General features: G+C 67.9%; 15 protein-coding genes. 6 read left to right on the top strand and 9 right to left on the bottom strand.

The window, feature by feature from the left end:
• Window positions 1–16 precede the first annotated feature (16 nt).
• From TL10_RS05410 to TL10_RS05390, 5 genes are all read left to right on the top strand, one after another.
• The gene (locus tag TL10_RS05410; RefSeq protein WP_043395455.1) at window positions 17–1,330 is read left to right on the top strand and encodes a magnesium transporter MgtE N-terminal domain-containing protein; all 1,314 of its coding nucleotides are present in this window, start codon (window positions 17–19) and stop codon (window positions 1,328–1,330) included.
• Window positions 1,327–1,959, top strand: coding sequence for a DUF1003 domain-containing protein (locus tag TL10_RS05405; RefSeq protein WP_043984805.1), 633 nt, complete (start codon window positions 1,327–1,329; stop codon window positions 1,957–1,959). Before TL10_RS05410 ends, TL10_RS05405 begins: the two co-directional genes overlap by 4 nt.
• A 70-nt stretch (window positions 1,960–2,029) precedes the next feature.
• Window positions 2,030–3,535 carry a lytic transglycosylase domain-containing protein gene (locus TL10_RS05400; RefSeq protein ID WP_110788968.1) on the top strand — a complete coding sequence of 502 codons (1,506 nt, stop codon included), beginning with the start codon at window positions 2,030–2,032 and terminating at the stop codon, window positions 3,533–3,535.
• A gap of 43 nt (window positions 3,536–3,578) precedes the next feature.
• Window positions 3,579–4,712 (top strand): Mrp/NBP35 family ATP-binding protein, encoded by a 1,134-nt coding sequence (locus TL10_RS05395; protein ID WP_043984804.1) that lies wholly within the window; start codon window positions 3,579–3,581, stop codon window positions 4,710–4,712.
• A gap of 28 nt (window positions 4,713–4,740) precedes the next feature.
• A complete protein-coding gene (locus TL10_RS05390; RefSeq protein ID WP_043984803.1) occupies window positions 4,741–5,745 on the top strand; it encodes a beta-ketoacyl-ACP synthase III in 1,005 nt (334 codons plus the stop codon).
• Between the two features lie 10 nt (window positions 5,746–5,755).
• Here TL10_RS05390 and TL10_RS05385 read toward each other — a convergent pair whose 3' ends face one another.
• The 5 genes from TL10_RS05385 to TL10_RS05365 form a co-directional block, all read right to left on the bottom strand.
• Window positions 5,756–6,667, bottom strand: a complete 912-nt coding sequence (locus TL10_RS05385) for an acyl-ACP desaturase (protein ID WP_043984802.1) — start codon at window positions 6,665–6,667, stop codon at window positions 5,756–5,758.
• 250 nt (window positions 6,668–6,917) lie between these two features.
• A complete protein-coding gene (locus tag TL10_RS05380; protein ID WP_157850349.1) occupies window positions 6,918–8,081 on the bottom strand; it encodes a DUF2306 domain-containing protein in 1,164 nt (387 codons plus the stop codon).
• Between the two features lie 121 nt (window positions 8,082–8,202).
• A complete protein-coding gene (locus tag TL10_RS05375; protein WP_131630679.1) occupies window positions 8,203–8,868 on the bottom strand; it encodes a TetR/AcrR family transcriptional regulator in 666 nt (221 codons plus the stop codon).
• A gap of 86 nt (window positions 8,869–8,954) precedes the next feature.
• Window positions 8,955–10,646 (bottom strand): aldehyde dehydrogenase family protein, encoded by a 1,692-nt coding sequence (locus TL10_RS05370; RefSeq protein WP_043984799.1) that lies wholly within the window; start codon window positions 10,644–10,646, stop codon window positions 8,955–8,957.
• A 41-nt stretch (window positions 10,647–10,687) separates the two neighbouring features.
• The gene (locus TL10_RS05365; protein ID WP_043395467.1) at window positions 10,688–11,773 is read right to left on the bottom strand and encodes an oxygenase MpaB family protein; all 1,086 of its coding nucleotides are present in this window, start codon (window positions 11,771–11,773) and stop codon (window positions 10,688–10,690) included.
• Window positions 11,774–11,916: 143 nt separating this feature from the next.
• Between TL10_RS05365 and TL10_RS05360 the strand changes: the two genes are divergently transcribed.
• Complete coding sequence (locus TL10_RS05360; protein ID WP_043984798.1) at window positions 11,917–12,624, top strand: TetR/AcrR family transcriptional regulator; 708 nt, start codon at window positions 11,917–11,919, stop codon at window positions 12,622–12,624.
• Window positions 12,625–12,629: 5 nt separating this feature from the next.
• On the opposite strand, the gene tatB is transcribed toward TL10_RS05360, so the two are convergent.
• The 4 genes from tatB to sigE all read right to left on the bottom strand — a co-directional run bounded on the left by tatB (window position 12,630) and on the right by sigE (window position 15,952).
• Complete coding sequence (gene tatB / locus TL10_RS05355) at window positions 12,630–13,049, bottom strand: Sec-independent protein translocase protein TatB (protein WP_043395469.1); 420 nt, start codon at window positions 13,047–13,049, stop codon at window positions 12,630–12,632.
• Complete coding sequence (gene htrA / locus TL10_RS05350; protein ID WP_043984797.1) at window positions 13,049–14,542, bottom strand: serine protease HtrA; 1,494 nt, start codon at window positions 14,540–14,542, stop codon at window positions 13,049–13,051. Before htrA ends, tatB begins: the two co-directional genes overlap by 1 nt.
• 84 nt (window positions 14,543–14,626) lie before the next feature.
• Window positions 14,627–15,034 carry an anti-sigma E factor RseA gene (rseA, locus tag TL10_RS05345; RefSeq protein ID WP_043395473.1) on the bottom strand — a complete coding sequence of 136 codons (408 nt, stop codon included), beginning with the start codon at window positions 15,032–15,034 and terminating at the stop codon, window positions 14,627–14,629.
• A gap of 84 nt (window positions 15,035–15,118) precedes the next feature.
• Window positions 15,119–15,952: an RNA polymerase sigma factor SigE gene (gene sigE, locus TL10_RS05340; RefSeq protein WP_043395475.1), complete on the bottom strand. Its 834-nt coding sequence runs from the start codon at window positions 15,950–15,952 to the stop codon at window positions 15,119–15,121.
• Window positions 15,953–16,086 lie beyond the last annotated feature (134 nt).

Genomic DNA, 16,086 nt, shown 5'->3' with positions numbered 1-16,086 from the left:
CTCTACCCTGTGGTGCATGGTGGCGGTCAACAGGGTCTACGTGGCCAGACTCGCTGGACTGGTGGTTCTCGGCCCCGACGGAGAGTCGGTCGGCCGGGTGCGTGACGTGGTCGTGAGCATGGGCATCGTCCGCCAGCAGCCGCGGGTACTCGGCCTGGTCGTGGAGCTGACCTCGCGCCGCCGAATTTTCGTCCCGATCCTGCGGGTGACCTCGATCGAACACAACTCGGTGACCCTCACGGGGGCGACCATCTCGCTGCGCCGGTTCGCCCAGCGCCCGGGCGAGGCGCTGGTGCTCGGGCAGATTCTGGACACTCGCGTCCGCGTCACGGATCCGGAGCTCCAACAGCTCGCCGGCATTGACGTCGTCGTGGTGGACCTGGCCATCGAGCAGGCCCGGTCGCGCGACTGGGTGGTGACCCGTGTCGCGGTGCGCCACCGCCGGCTGGGCCGGCGCACCACGGTGCACGTGGTCGATTGGCACAACGTCACCGGACTGACGCCGTCGGCACTCGCGCTGCCGGGTCAGGGCGTGGCCCAACTGCTGGAGCAGTTCGACGGTCAGCGTCCCGTCGAGGTCGCCGACGCGCTGCGCGACCTGCCGGCCAAACGCCGCCACGAGGTCGTCAGGGCCCTCGACGACGAGCGCCTGGCCGACATCCTGCAGGAGCTCTCCGAACCCGAGCAGGCCGAACTGCTCAACCAGCTGGGCACCGAACGTGCCGCGGACGTGCTGGAAGAGATGGATCCCGACGACGCCGCCGACCTGCTCGCCGAGCTCGACGCCACCCGCGCCGCCGTGCTGCTGGACCGGATGGACCCCGAGGACTCCGAGCCCGTGCGCCGTCTGCTGCAGCACTCCCCTGACACCGCCGGTGGTCTGATGACGCCCGAGCCGGTCGTGCTCACCCCGGACACCACCGTCGCCGAGGCGCTCGCGCGCGTCCGCGACCCCGAGCTGACACCGGCTCTGGCGACGCTGACGTTCGTGACCCGGCCGCCGACCGCGACACCGACGGGCCAATACCTGGGCTGCGTGCACACCCAACGGCTGCTGCGCGAACCCCCGGCCACCCAGGTCGGCGGCATCATCGACAGCGATCTCCCCGTGCTGTCACCCACCAGCTCCCTGGCCGAGGTGACGCGCTACTTCGCCGCCTACAACCTGGTGTCCGCGCCGGTGGTCGACGACGAGAATCATCTACTGGGCGCCGTCACCGTCGACGACCTGCTCGATCATCTGCTGCCGTCCGGCTGGCGCAGTGCTGATGAACCGGGGCCGGGCTCGACCCAGGCCATCACCGACAACATCTCTGGAGTCAAGCGGTGAGCGAGCCTTCAGCCAGGCAGCGCCTGGACATCCCGCGCACATCCCGAATCCGGTTGACCCCGTGGGTCGACGTCGAGTCCGTCGGCCGGTTCAGCGAATCGATCGCCCGATTCCTGGGCACCGGCAAGTTTCTGCTCATCCAGACCGTGATCGTGGTGGTGTGGATCGGTCTGAACGTCTTCGCCGTACAGCTGCAATGGGATGAGTACCCGTTCATCCTGCTGAATCTGGCGTTCTCGACGCAGGCCGCGTACGCCGCGCCGCTGATCCTGCTGGCCCAGAACCGCCAGGAGAACCGGGACCGGGTTGCACTCGAAGAGGACCGCCGACGCGCGGCCCAGACCAAGGCCGACACCGAATTCCTGGCCCGGGAACTGGCCGCGCTGCGGCTGGCCGTCGGCGAGGTGGCCACTCGCGACTACCTCCGCCGCGAACTCGATGAGTTGCGCACGTTGATTGCTCAGCAGAACGGCGCCAAGAGCGGGTCGGGCAAGCGCAAGGCCGGAAAGTCACGTCCGCCGGCCGAGGAAAGCGACCTCTCCGGCGACCCGGCGACCAGCTCCGACGCTGCCGCCGATGAGAGTTTCCACTCTGCGGAAACATTGCTACGCCAACCGCCCACAGAGTAGGTATGGTGACTTGGATCACAACACAGGTCACCGGGGTCACTCCGGTATTCCACTTCCATAGGATGGCTTAGTGCACATCGGGGGCGACGCCGCAGACTCCGCGGACAACACTGCGCCTACTACTGACTCCCACGCACTTTTCGGTGACTCTGCGCTGGTTGACGACGAAATTCACGACTACGACGCCGCGGTCGATGACGAGGCTGGCCCGGTCGGTGCTGCCGTTCCCGGCCGTCGCAGACAGATCGCCCGGGCGCTGCGCCGCCCCCTTGCCGGCGTCGCGGTCGTCGCACCGCTGGTTCTGATGCTTGCCGTCGGCGGTTCGGCGCCGACTCGGCAAACAACGGTGCACAACACCGCCACCGCGGGCGTCACGCCGATGGCGGCCGTCACGCCCACCACCCCCGGACCGCGAAACCGGGCCGGCATGACGGTGGTGGCATCCGATCAGATTCCCCGCGCCCTGCACATGGACCCGACCACTGCCCTGTCGCCGCCGCCGGCGTCGCTGGTGATGGCCCCCGGTGGGCTGCGGATCCCGCCGGTCGTCCTCAACGCCTACCGCACCGCCGAGAAGATCATGGCGACCAACGCGCCGGGCTGCGGCATCAGCTGGAACCTGCTGGCGGGCATCGGACGCATCGAGTCCGGGCACGCCAACAGCGGCGCCACGGATGCCCGGGGCACCGCGATCACCCCGATCCTCGGACCTGTCCTGGACGGCACCCTGGCCGGCAACGAGGTCATCGTGCAGAGCATCGCGGCCGGCCGCGTGACCTACGCCCGGGCCCTCGGACCCATGCAGTTCCTGCCCGGTACCTGGGCCCGGTACGCCGCGGACGCCATCGGCGACGGCAAGCCCGACGTGCAGAACGTCTATGACGCGTCCCTGGCCGCGGCCCGGTACCTGTGCAGCGGCGGGCTGAACCTGCGTGATCCGTCCCAGGTGCTGACCGCGATCCTGCGCTACAACAACTCGATGCCGTACGCCCAGAACGTGCTGGGCTGGGCCAAGGCGTACGTCACCGGTATCGCACCGGTCGACCTGCCGCCGATCGTCGGCCCGCCGCCCGCCATCGGCGACCAGCACCTCGACAACCCCGAGGGGCTCGGGCCGGGCCTGCCGATCAACGCGATGGGACTGCCGTCCGACGACCCGCTGGCGATGACGCCCGCACTGCAGATGGGGCGCACGGGCCCGTTGCCCGGACCGGCCGAACCGAAACAGAACTGCGCAGTGTTCTGCCTGTCCGGTGGACCCGCGCCGGCCGCCGTGCCCGCACCGGACGCCCCGGCGCTGGACGCGCCCCCGGCCAACCCGTTCAACGTGCCGCCGTTCCTGCTGCCGCCGGCTCCGATGGCACCGCCGCCGGCGCCCGTCGCGCCCGCTCCTGCTCCCGCGGGGCCGATTCCGGTCACCGCCGTGGGCGTGGGTACCCCGGCCGCCGGCCCGGTCGGCGCCGCCCCGGGACCTGCCCCCGGACCGGCAGCGGTCCCGGCGCCGCAGGCTCCCGCCGGCCCGCCGCCCGCCGAAGCCATGGGTCCCCCGGCGCCCGCCTTCCCATCCCTGCCGTGACCAGCTGCGGGTCTGCTGACCGGCAGGCATAGACTCGCCGCTGATGTCTGCTGAGCTGAATGCCGCCGTGCGCGCCGCACTGGGCAAAGTTATCGACCCTGAACTGCGCCGTCCGATCACCGAGGTCGGCATGGTCAAGGATGTGACCGTCGAATCCGACGGCGCCGTCCACGTCGAGATCTACCTGACCACGTCGGCCTGCCCCAAGAAGACCGAGATCACCGATCGGGTCACCGCGGCCGTCACCGACGTGCCGGGCACCGGCACCGTCAAGGTGACCCTCGACGTGATGAACGACGAGCAGCGCGCCGAACTGCGCAAGCAGCTGCGCGGCGACGACAAGGAACCCGTCATCCCGTTCGCCCAGCCGGGTTCGTTGACCCGGGTGTACGCGGTGGCGTCCGGCAAGGGCGGCGTCGGCAAGTCCAGCGTGACGGTGAACCTGGCAGCCGCGCTGGCAGCCAAGGGTCTGTCGGTCGGCCTGCTCGACGCCGACATCTACGGCCACTCGGTGCCCCGGATGATGGGTGTGCAGGATCGCCCCACCCAGGTGGATTCGATGATCCTGCCGCCGGTTTCGCACGATGTGAAGGTCATCTCCATCGCGATGTTCACCCAGGGCAACACCCCGGTGGTGTGGCGCGGGCCGATGCTGCACCGGGCGCTGCAGCAGTTCCTGGCCGACGTGTACTGGGGCGACCTCGACGTCCTGCTGCTCGACCTGCCGCCCGGCACCGGCGACATCGCCATCTCGGTGGCGCAGTTGATCCCCAGTGCCGAAATCCTCGTCGTCACCACGCCGCAGATGGCCGCCGCCGAGGTCGCCGAGCGCGCCGGCGCCATTGCGGTGCAGACCCGTCAGCGCATCGTCGGCGTGGTCGAGAACATGTCCGGACTGACCCTGCCCGACGGCACCACCATGCAGCTGTTCGGCGAGGGCGGCGGCGCCCAGGTCGCCGAAAGCCTCACGCGCACAGTCGGTGCCGAGGTTCCGCTGTTGGGCCAGGTCCCACTGGACCCGCGGCTGGTCTCGGCCGGCGACACGGGTGTGCCGCTGGTGCTGTCCGACCCTGACACCGCCGCAGGCGCCGCGCTGCGCGGTATCGCCGACAAACTGTCCAGCCGCAAGCGCGGCCTGGCCGGCATGTCACTCGGGCTCGACCCGGCTGGGCGCTGACCTCCCTCTGTCCGACAGGAATCATCAAGTGACACATATCCATACGCGCAGCGGCGCACAGAACGTCGGCCTGCTGAGCGTGGCGGCCTATCGCCCCGGCCGCGTCGTCACCAACGACGAAATCTGTGAAACCATCGATTCCTCGGACGAATGGATCTACTCCAGGACCGGCATCAAGAACCGTAGGTTCGCCGGGCCCGACGAGTCCGCGGTCAGCATGGCGTGCGAGGCCGGCCGCCGGGCCTGCGCGGCGGCGGGACTGTCCGGCGCCGACATCGACGCGGTGATCGTCGCCACCAGCACCAACTTCCGCAACACCCCGCCGTGCGGGCCGCAGGTCGCCACCGAGATTGGCGCACAGGGCATTCCGGCTTTCGACATCGCCGCGGGCTGCGCCGGATTCGGGTATTCGCTGGGCGTGGCCGCCGACATGATCCGATCGGGCAGCGCGGGTCGCATCCTCGTGGTGGGCTCGGAGAAACTGTCCGACGCCATCGACATGACCGACCGCGGCAATGCCTTCATCTTCGCCGACGGCGCCGCCGCGGTGGTGGTGGGACCGACCGACGAGCAAGGCATCGGACCCACTGTCGCCGGTAGCGACGGCGAGCAGTCCGGCGCCATCGTGCAGGACCTCAGCTGGATCGACTACGCCGAGAACCCGTCCGGACCAAGGCCTTTCCTGCGCATGGAGGGCCAGACCGTCTTCCGCTGGGCAGCCTTCCAGATGGTCGACGTCGGCAAGCGCGCCATCGCGGCGGCGGGCCTGGCGGTGGACGACATCGACGTGTTCATCCCCCATCAGGCCAACGGCCGGATCAACGAGCTGCTCACCAAGGGGCTGGAGCTGAGGCCCGAAACCGTTATCGCCCAAGACATTCAGGACGCCGGTAACACCTCGGCCGCCTCGATTCCGCTGGCGATGTTCACCCTGCTCGACAGTGGCGAGGCCAAGCCCGGCAGCGTGGCACTGCTACTCGGCTACGGTGCGGGTCTGGCCTACGCCGCCCAGGTCATCCGGCTGCCGGGATAACCCCCACGGCTCACCCGGAGACGGTGGCCAGTTTGCGCTTCTCCTCGTAGAACCGCGCGCGCTCGTCGAGCAGCCCGAGGAACCCGATCAGTTCCTCCCGGGCCTGTTCGCCAACCGCGCCAAAATCGTTGCGGTCGAAGATGTTCCAGAAGCGCAGCACCGGGACCAGGACGTCGTCGTGGTGGATGCGCAGGTCATAGATGCCGGCCTTGGCGATGGTGAGTGCGTTCTTGGTGAAGTCGGTCATCCCCTGGCCGGGCATCGCGAAATTGATGACCTCATCGCGGATGGCGACCATCGCGTCGTCCGGGGCGATGTCCAGCGCCGCGGCCATCAGGTTGCGGTAGAAGACCATGTGCAGGTTCTCGTCGGCCGCGATGCGGGCCAGGAGCTGGTCGGCCAGCGGGCAACCCGACGCCCGGCCGGTGTTGCGATGCGAGACGCGGGTGGCCAGTTCCTGGAACGACACGTAGGCCAGCACCGACAGCGCGCTCCGCTCTCCCGCGTCGTAGCCGGCGACGGTGTGTTCCATGCGAAGCCGTTCCAGAGCAACGGGATCGACGCCGCGGGTGACAACCAGATAGTCCCGCAGCGCGATGCTGTGGCGCCCCTCCTCCGCCGTCCACTGCCCGACCCAGGTGCCCCAGGCACCGTCGCGGGAGAACCGGGTGGCGATCTCGCGGTGATACGACGGCAGGTTGTCCTCGGTCAGCAGATTGACCGTCAGCGCCGTTTTGGCGACCGGGTCCAGCGGTGAGTCCTCCGGCTGCCAGTCCTCGCCGCCGAGGAATGCGAAATCACGCCCGCGGCTCCACGGCACATAGTCGTGCGGGAACCACTCCCGCGCCGTCTTCAGATGCCGGTCGAGGTTCTGCGCGACGACGGGCTCCAGTTCATAAAGCACAGCGGCCTGGGTATCCATGGGTCAATCCCTCCATCGTTGGTCAGCGTCAGGTCCACAATTCACAAACCTACGGTACCGTAACCTACGGTACCGTAGGTTAGCGTTCGATGACCAGATGTTGACGAACCCGCACCGCCACGACAGCGACAGCAGGCTAGAGCCGGCCCGTCAGGTCCGCGATGTCGCGATCGATCTGACTCTGGTCGACGGAAGCGGCGGGTGTCGCGTAGTCAGATGCCATGCGGCACTACTCCTTTGAATAGACAGGTCACGCCAAGGCCAATTGGTCGACGGGGGCGGGAGTCCGCCGGCGAACGCGCGCCTGCCACACCACGAGCGCGAACGCCGCGGTAATCGGCAGCGGCGCACCGTCCATCCCGCCGGCGAGCACCGCGTCGGTGGCGGTGTAGACCGGCGCCGCGAGCAAGGCGGTCACGCTCGCGGCGACCGGCGCCAGGGCCACCCCGGCAAGCAGCCAGCGCCAGCGCTGTTCGCGAACGCCGTCGCCGGCCACGCGGGCATTGCGGATGCCGGCGACGGCGATCGCCGCGGCCAGCCACACCGGCACGAGGTGGTACGCCAGTACCGCATCCGGCACAGACTCGGGCAGTCGCGAGAACAGCACGGTGTAGATCACCGACCCGAAAAGGGCCACCGCCAACCACATTCGGTACCCAGCCACCGTGGTGGCGATGTCCGCACCACCACCGCGACCACGATTGGTCAGCATGAACGCAACGGCGGCGCCGAACGGCGCGAGGACGCCCAACAGAATCGAGGCCACCCCCAGATTGGTGAGCAGGTCATGCTGAGGGATGACGGGCTGCACGCCGATCCACAGCACCCGCAGCAGCGGAGCCGTCATCATCAAGGCAATGCTGTAGCCCATCCAGGCGCGGTGACTGACGACGTCCCGCCGCAGGATTGCCACGAAACCGAGCCAGCCGCTGCCCAAAGTGCCGATTGCCAGCCCCCACAACTGCAGATCGAACGCGCGGCCGATGAAATGATGGACCGGCATGGTCATGGCCAGAAAGGCGATCGCGCACAGCATGCTGACGGTCATCAGCGCCAGATAGGCGCGTCCGGTCCAGCGGTGGATCGCCGGGCGGCGGGTGCGCAGCCGGGTGGAGAACTGGAACATCGCCGCACCCAATGCGAGCGCGCCGAGCGTCGTGTGGATACCCATCACCACCCGGTGGCGGGCGTAGTCGGCATGCCGTACGTCTTCCACCGAGTCCGCACCGACGGCGTAGGCGCGGCCGTTGATGAGCTCATTGATGCCGTCTTGCAGCCGGGGACTCCCGGGCGAGAACAGCGGCCACATGTAGTTGATCGCCAACGGCAGATACAGGAACGCCACTGCCGCGATCGCATAGAACAGCACCCGGGACATCGGCAGGTGCGCCCGGGATGAAGTTTGCGGGGACATCGTCGACCACCATTTCTCGACGGCCATGCGGGACCGTCATTTGGAGTTGATCTCTAATTTAGAGTTCGACTCCAAATTGCGCAATAGGCGCGGGCCCACGACCGCCGGGCCACCGGCGTGACTACCCCTGGAGGGCCTCCGGCTGCACCACGACTCCCCGCCGGAAAATGCTCATCGCCTGCAGCAACGCCTGCTCGACCTCGTCCGCGGTGAGCTGCGCCTGATCTTGACGCAACGCGAGGGCAGCGACCCCGTTCCAAGCGCCGAACAGGAAGAACGACATCAGCCGACTGTCTATCGGCTGCAGCTCGCCCGCGTCGATCGCGGCCTGGATTCGCTCCTCGAACATCGACCGCAGCAGGTGCATCCGCTCGGCCACCAGGCCGTCGGTCGGCAGTCCCGGCCCAGCGAGCGCGTTCACCGACAGGTAGCGAGTCAAGGCCGGGTGCTCGACGAGCAACCGCATGTACGCGCGCCCGGCCTCCACGACTTGTTCGAACGGCGAGCCGTCGCGCGCGTACGCCGCGGTCAGCGTCGTCATCGACATGTCGAGGAGCCGTTCCACCGCGGCGGTGACCAGCGCATCTTTGGTGCCGAAGTGGCCGTACACCGACGCCGGAGAAATGCCGGCGACCTCGGCCACGTCGTCGACCTTGATCGCATCGGCCGAATGCTGCGACAGCAACACCTCGGCCGCGTCCAGGATCGCCGCCCGGGTACGCATCCGGCGGCGCTCCCCCCGAGCCCGGGCCGCCGCGTCTGCGTCACTGCCGTGGTTGCTCGTCACACCAAGAACACTAGCGAGAACAGAAAAGCCGGCCCGTGGCTGACCACAGACCGGCCTTTCGGATCAACGACCCCCGGGGAAATCCATCAGCCCCGCAGCGCAGAGACGAAGATCGCGGGCAGTTTGGCCCAGCTCGGCTTGCCGGTGAACGCGGTGAGAAGCCGGCCGGTGGCGGCGGCCGTGCGGTTGTTGACGAACCACGGCGGCTTCGGCGAGATCGATAGCTCGCCACCGATCAGCGAGCGCGGCGACGGGCGGAACGGCCCGCGCACCACCGTGCGCTCGGGCTTCTCGAGCAGGAATCCGTTGTGCACCACACCGATTCCGCTCTGCACGTCACTGAGCGTATGCCCGGGGAACGCGCCCCAGGTGGCGTGCGGGGTCAGGTATCCGACGCCGGTCCAGGCGTTCACCGCCACCGTGCCGTAGTGCAGCGCCTCGATCATGGCGTCGAATGCCTTGCCCAGCGTCTTGATGGTGGCGGGCGCCGCGACGATGTTGACGCCCAGGGTGCCGACGAAGTCCTCGTTGGCCAGGCGAGTGGCCTCACGGACGAACTCGACACCGTCACTGTCCAGGTCGATGACGCCGTACACCGGCGAGAAGTACTCGGTGTTGAGCAGCGCGGTGCGGTCCTCGGGGTCCACCACCAGCACGCGATCGCCGAGCCGCTGGGCCTTCGGATATGTGGCCTCGGCGCTGGCGACGCGGGCATCGGAACCCGGGTAGTACGCCGCGCGCTTGGGTGCCGCGGCGATGGCCTTGGTCAGCGCCGCCACGAACTCGTCACGCTGCGCCCACTTCGACGACAGCACAACGACCTGCGACGCCACGCAGTTGTAGCCGTTGTTGTGCAGCCGCTGGGTGGCGATGTGGTTGGCCTGGAATTCGATATCGGCGCGGCTCCACTTGCCGGGCACCACGATGGTCGGCGACACGCCGCCGAGCTCACTGGTGATGTCCTTGTGCAGGATCGGCTCGCCCGCGGCCTTGCGCCGGGCGCCTTCTTCCCCGACGCCGAAGACGATGGCGTCGTGGGTCAGCGCGCTGCCGGTCATGTGCACGTGGTCCACCGCGTCGTGCTGCACCAGGTAGGTGCCGACGTCCGCGCCACCGGTGAGGATCCGCACCGCACCGAGTGCGATGAACGGCGCCAGCACCTTGGTCAGCACCGGCAGGATCGGATCGGTGACCGGGTTGAGCTTGAGCGCGACGACCCGGTTGTTGGCGATCAGCTCGTAGACGGTGTCCAGTGGGGCGATCGACGTGATGTTGCCGGCGCCGAGGACGACGCCGATCCCGTTCGTCTTGACCGGATCGCGCTGCGCCAGGCCGGCGGTCCGCAGCGCCTCGTCCCGGCCGACGCCGGGCTGCAGCCACACCTGTGCACTGAAGCCGGACAGCAGCAGCTTGTCGAAGACGTTGAGCGGCAACACATCCACGGTGGTGCGGCCCGCGGCGGTGCCGAACGTGGCACCGTCCAGCGGGCTCTTGCCGGCCTCCAGCTTGGCCAGGCTCGCCGACAGCGCGGCGGCCCCGGCTGCCAGCGGGTAGGGCCCGGAAATCCATTCCTCACCGACCAGCGGCGAGTCCGGATTCAGTTGTTTGATCCGGACCGCGGCCTCGACCCACTCGGCGCCGTGCTGCACCGCCAGCTGCTGCACGTCGTCGAGAATCTCCCGCCGGCGCGCCAGAGGGGTTGTCGCCCAAGCCTTCTCGCCTTCGGCGAGGTCATCCAGCGCCTGGTCCACCAGGGCCGTGTACGCAGTGTCGGTCATGTACTGAATTCTCCCGGTGGTACGGTCGGTATGGGCCGGAATCAGCCGGCGTGCGCTTCGAATTCCAGCAGCGCGTCGCTGTGGTTGTGCTCGTACGGCTTGGGACCCTGCCCAACCGCCCGCTTGGCGGCGAGGGCCTGGTACTGCTCGAACGGCGTGGTCCGGCCGAACTTCTCCCGCGCCTCGGCCGGGGTGTAGGTGACGGGGTTCTGCGCCGGAATCTTCATCAGCGTCGGGCCGACGATCGGCGTGGTGTGCGGGGTGGTGAAGTCCAGGATCGCCAGTTCCAGGCGCGGGATGCTGGAGACCGCCCGCAGGAATGGACGCGCTATCAACTTGGCGATGAAGTCATCGGAGTAGTTCTGCGGGATGCCGCCCAGCGTGCGCATCCACTTCGGCATCGTGGCGATGATCGCGCGGCGCATCGGCCAGTTGAACACGCGGCGCATCCAGCTCGGCACCCGCTCGGGCAGGATGTGATAACCCAGGTCGACCAGGTAGTTCATCATGTTCTGGGCCACCTCGGAGCCGGCCATCTGCGGCCGGAACTGCTCGAAGTACTGCTGAATGCCCTCACGCGTGCGCGGCACGTCATCGGGGTTGATGGTCTGGAATTCGGCGGCGCGCGCACACTCTTCCCAGTACTGCAGTTCTTCGGCCTCGGTCAGCTTGCCCGGCCCGAACATCTCGTAGGTGTAGAGGATCGAGTGCCACGCGGTCAGATGGATCCACAACTGCGAGTACGGATCGTTGGCGTCGAACTGCTTGCCCGTGATCGGCTCGGTGCCGATGGCCTTGCCGTGAATCTTGACCAGGATCTCGGAGGCGTCCAGCACAGCCTCGGCGTCACCGAAGGCGACCAGCGCGAAGTACTGCATGGTGCGGTCGTAGCGCAGCCGGGTCCGGGCGTACACCTGGCCGCTGGCGTCCACGGCCGCCGCGAGGAAAGGGTCGAGGTGCTCGATGGTCACGGCGCGGGCGAAGCCCAGCAGCAATGACGTCGGGTAGCTCCACACTCGCCAGGTCACGGAGTCGGGTCCGAAAAAGCCGTAGTCGACCGCGGGCGTCAGCTTCGTATCGGCGACGGGCAGGCCGGCAACGCGGCGAAATGTGGATACGGCATCCATCGTCGTTCCCCTTTGAACAGGAAGGCGCCACCCTCTGGCGCGACGCGCTAGATGGTACGCCACGTACCACTAGATAGCTAGACTCCCACTGATTGGCTGCATCAGGCAACTCCCGACCAGGTACATGAGGTAAACAAGGAGCCATGGCGAATGCCACCACCGGTCGCTGGGCCGGCCAACGCGAGCGCAGGCGCGCTGAGTTCATCGACGCTGCCCTCGTGGTGATCGAGCAACACGGGCCCCAGACCTCGACCGAACAGATCGCCGCGCACGTCGGCGTCAGCCGCACCAAGCTGTACCGGCACTTCGTCGACGCCGCTGACCTGCAGCGCGAGGTCGCGCACCGCACCAGCCAGATGATCACCGCCGAGCTCGCGCCGGTGTGGCGGCCCGAGGGCAGCATGGCGCAGATCGTGCAGGCCGGTGTGGCCGCGCACGTCCACTTCCTGATCCAACACCCGAATCTGTACCGCTACCTGCAGCGATGCTCCATCGATGAGGGCTTCAACGCCTTCGCCGACATCAAGATCACCATCGCCAACCTGCTGACCGCGGTACTCAAGGTGTACGTGGCGGCATTCGATGTGCAGGCCGACGCGGAGCGGTTGTCCTACAGCATCGTCGGCCTGGTCGAGACCGCCGCGGGGCATTGGCTCGAACAGCCGTTGCGCGACAGCCAGGACGCGCTGGTCGCCGACCTGACCCGCTGGATCTGGTTGATGCTCGACGATTCACTGCGCGCCGGCGGCGTCTACGTCGCCGCGGATGAAATCCTGCCGCCGGCCGCGGACATCGCCGAGAATTCGGATCGCTACCGGGATCCGGCGCGCCTACAAGCCCTGAATCTCTAGCTGCGTCAGGTCGCGTCGGGGTCGAACGTCGTCTTCCCCGGCTGCGGTGCGGGTTCGGTGGTGCCCGGCGTGGGCGGCACACCATTGACTTCCGGCGTGGTCAGCGGCTTCGTCTGGTCCGGGGTCGCGGTGCCGAAAGCGCCGGTGATGAACGAATCGTCACCGTCCAGCAGATGCTTGGTCAGCGCCGCGCGCGGCGTCATACCGCGCAGTTTCTGCAGTTCGCTGAGGGGTTGACGCAGGTCCTCGAACTCCGGGCCGAGATCCTGGCGCAGCTGACTGGTCGCGCCGCTGAGGTAATCCCGCACCTGCTTGAGGCTGCCGGCCGTCCACCGGATGGCGCCGGGCAACCGCTCCGGACCCAGGATCACCAGGCCCGCGATGACCAGCACGAGCATCTCGCCCCATCCGATGTTGCCGAACATCAGCTGGCCGGGGTGTCTGCGTTGGGTACCACGGTGAGCGTCACATGCCGGCCATCGCGAATCACCTCGATGGGCGCCGGCTGACCGATCTGCAGCTGCCGCACGGCAACCACGAACTCGTCGGCGTCGGCGACCTTGCGGGGACCGACCTTGACCACGACATCGTTCTCGAGGATGCCGCCCTTCTCGGCGGGGCTGCCGGCGACGACGTTCACGACCTGGGCGCCCGAAGCGACCTTGTCACTGGCCGACTTGGCGTTCAGGCCCAGCGTCGGGTGGAAGATCTTGCCGTCCTTGATCAGGACCTCGACGGTGGCCTTGACCTCGTTCACGGGGATGGCGAAGCCCAGACCACTGGCACTGTCGGACAACGACTTTCCGGCCGTGTTGATCCCGATGACCTCGGAATTCATGTTGATCAGCGGGCCGCCCGAGTTGCCGTGGTTGATCGACGCATCGGTCTGGATGCCGTCGATGACGGTGTCGGTGTCGGACCCTTCGCCGGACAGCGGCACGGGGCGGTGCAGCGCGCTGATGATGCCGTGGGTGACGGTGCTGCGCAGGCCCAGCGGGGCGCCGGCCGCGATGACCTCGTCACCGACCTTGACCTTCTCGGCATCACCGAACTTCGCGACGGTCAGGTTGTCGACGTTGTCGACCTTGAGCACCGCGAGGTCGGTCTTGGGGTCACGACCGACGAGGTTCGCCGGGACCTGCTTGCCGTCGTTAAACACCACGGAGATGTGGTACTTGCTGGGGTCCTTCGCCGCGTCGGAGATGACGTGGTTGTTGGTCACGACGTAGCCGCGCCCGTCGACCACCACGCCTGAGCCCTGCGACCCGTCGGTGTCCCCCATCGCCTCGATGGTGACCACCGAATCTGCCACGGCGGCAGCGACTTTCGCGAACCGGCCGGCAGGCAGATCGCCGCCGTCACTGGTCTTCAAGGTGACCTTGGACGTGGTGAAGGCCTCGACCACCTCGGCGGTCTTGCGCCCGACGACGCCGCCGACTATGCCGACCACCAACGCCAGCACGGCCAGCACCGCCAGCGCGGTCATCGAGACCTTGCGCCCGAACAGCACGTCACGCACGCCGAGCTTGCCGACGGGAGCGGTGACCACCACCGGAGGCGGCGGGGGCAGCGCCGGGGTGCCGAGTGACGGCGCGGCCGACGGGTCCCGCCAGGGGTCGGCGACCGCCTCGTCGTCGTCCTTGCCCTCGGCCGCCAGCGCGCCGGCGTCGGCGGGGTGACGTTGGAGTGAGTCGGTGGCGGCACCCGGCCGCCCGAAGGCTTCGGCCAGCACGGGATCGGGTGCCTGATTGGTCGGGGTGTACTCCCCCTGGTTCCGGATCTGGTCCTCGGCGAGGAACGAGCCGGTGAAGCCGTCGGGCCGGCCGAACGCACGCTGCGACGCCGGGTCCACCGGGGTGCGCGTCACCGGACGCGGAGCCAGACGGGGGCGATCGCCGGACATGTCCTGATTCGTCACCGGTGTTCCACTCCCCATCTGCTGGCTTTGTCCGTACGGCCCGTCTGGGCGGGCGTGACGGCTAGTCAAAATTCAGGCTCAACCCTACCGGCGACGACGACGTTCCCGCGGCGGCCGGTCGGCAAAGTCTTGGTCTTCAATTCCTGACGCCTGGATATCCACGAACTGCATCGATGTGTCGTTGGGGATGTTCGCCAAGGCGCCCAGCAAAGAAGTGGGCGCGATGATCGGGCACGAATCGCGCAACGCGCTCCGGGCCTGACCCTGGGCATCCACCTCGGCGGCGCAATCCGGGCACTGGGACAGGTGATGGGCGGCACGGAGGTGGGCGCCCATCTGCAGTTCACCGTCGACGAATGCGGCGATGGCCTCGATGGCCAGGTGCTCCGTGGACCCGAAGCGCCGCGGGCCGACGGGCCCGTCACTCTGGGAGGCGAACTGGGCGGGCAGCCAGGAGAACGCACGACGGAACAACTGTCCCCGGTCGACCATCACCGAGCTCCTCTCCGCGCCACGTCCGCGTTGCCGTTACTACTGAATGTAGCGCGACAACCTGGGACGGATGCGTCACAACGCTCAGGCAGACTTGGCAGAGATCGCCGCAGCCGCCTCGGAGTAGTCACCGGGGTGGCTGGCCAGGTACTCCCGCAGCGCTTGCCGGCCGCGGTGGATCCGACTGCGCACGGTGCCGAGCTTGACGTCGAGCGTCGCGCCGATCTCCTCGTACGACAGACCTTCTATGTCGCAGAGCACCACAGCTGCGCGGAACTCCGGGGGCAGCGAGTCGAGCGCAGCCTGCAGGTCCGGCCCCAGCCGTGAATCGTGGTACAGCTGCTCGGGGTTCGGATCGTCGGCCGGCACCCGGTCGTAGTCCTCGGGCAACGCCTCCATACGGATACGTGCGCGGCGCCGGACCATGTCCAGGAACAAGTTGGTGGTGATGCGGTGCAGCCAGCCTTCGAAGGTGCCCGGCTGGTAGTTCTGCACCGAGCGGAACACCCGGATGAACGTCTCCTGGGTGAGGTCTTCGGCGTCCTGCGGGTTACCCGACAGCCGGTAGGCCAGCCGGTACACGCGGTCGGCGTGCTGCCGGACCAGCTCATCCCACGACGGCATGGTCGCCACGTCGCCGGTGGCGTCGAAGACGGCGGTGCCGGTCAGCTCGTCGCTGACTTCGGCCCAATCCAACTCAACCTCGGGCGCCGAGACATGGGACATGTGCGTCGGGGCAAGCATCGCGGGGGCCGGCATGGCGGTCGTGGCAATCTCCAGTTCGGTCGGTTCATCGTCGTAGTTACACGACGCATCAGCAGCAACCGGTACCTGGAGTCCGATATTCCCGATGCCGCGGATATCCGGCGACTGCCGGAGCCCGGAATCGCTTTGCAGATCGTTCACACTTGCGTGCATGGCGATTACGGTTCCCCACCCTGGTGAGGTTGATGTATGAGCAAACTGAACTTTTCCTGAGAAACCGGATTCCAGGGCCATGACCTGCGGATACCCCAAGAATGTTCGCCAAAACTTAACTTTGCGTACCGGGT

It is taken from the genome of Mycolicibacterium llatzerense (assembly GCF_000878195.1).
Taxonomy (GTDB): Bacteria; Actinomycetota; Actinomycetes; order Mycobacteriales; family Mycobacteriaceae; genus Mycobacterium; species Mycobacterium llatzerense.
Note: the sequence above shows the minus strand (reverse complement) of the source record. Positions and strands in the feature narration are given on the sequence as shown.

Coding starts and splice junctions, on each gene's coding strand:
- TL10_RS05410 (WP_043395455.1), top strand. CDS start 17: ATGGTGGCGGTCAACAGGGTCTACGTGGCCAGACTCGCTGGACTGGTG.
- TL10_RS05395 (WP_043984804.1), top strand. CDS start 3,579: ATGTCTGCTGAGCTGAATGCCGCCGTGCGCGCCGCACTGGGCAAAGTT.
- TL10_RS05385 (WP_043984802.1), bottom strand. CDS start 6,667: ATGGATACCCAGGCCGCTGTGCTTTATGAACTGGAGCCCGTCGTCGCG.
- TL10_RS05380 (WP_157850349.1), bottom strand. CDS start 8,081: ATGTCCCCGCAAACTTCATCCCGGGCGCACCTGCCGATGTCCCGGGTG.
- TL10_RS05370 (WP_043984799.1), bottom strand. CDS start 10,646: ATGACCGACACTGCGTACACGGCCCTGGTGGACCAGGCGCTGGATGAC.
- TL10_RS05365 (WP_043395467.1), bottom strand. CDS start 11,773: ATGGATGCCGTATCCACATTTCGCCGCGTTGCCGGCCTGCCCGTCGCC.
- TL10_RS05360 (WP_043984798.1), top strand. CDS start 11,917: ATGGCGAATGCCACCACCGGTCGCTGGGCCGGCCAACGCGAGCGCAGG.
- tatB (WP_043395469.1), bottom strand. CDS start 13,049: ATGTTCGGCAACATCGGATGGGGCGAGATGCTCGTGCTGGTCATCGCG.
- rseA (WP_043395473.1), bottom strand. CDS start 15,034: ATGGTCGACCGGGGACAGTTGTTCCGTCGTGCGTTCTCCTGGCTGCCC.
- sigE (WP_043395475.1), bottom strand. CDS start 15,952: ATGCACGCAAGTGTGAACGATCTGCAAAGCGATTCCGGGCTCCGGCAG.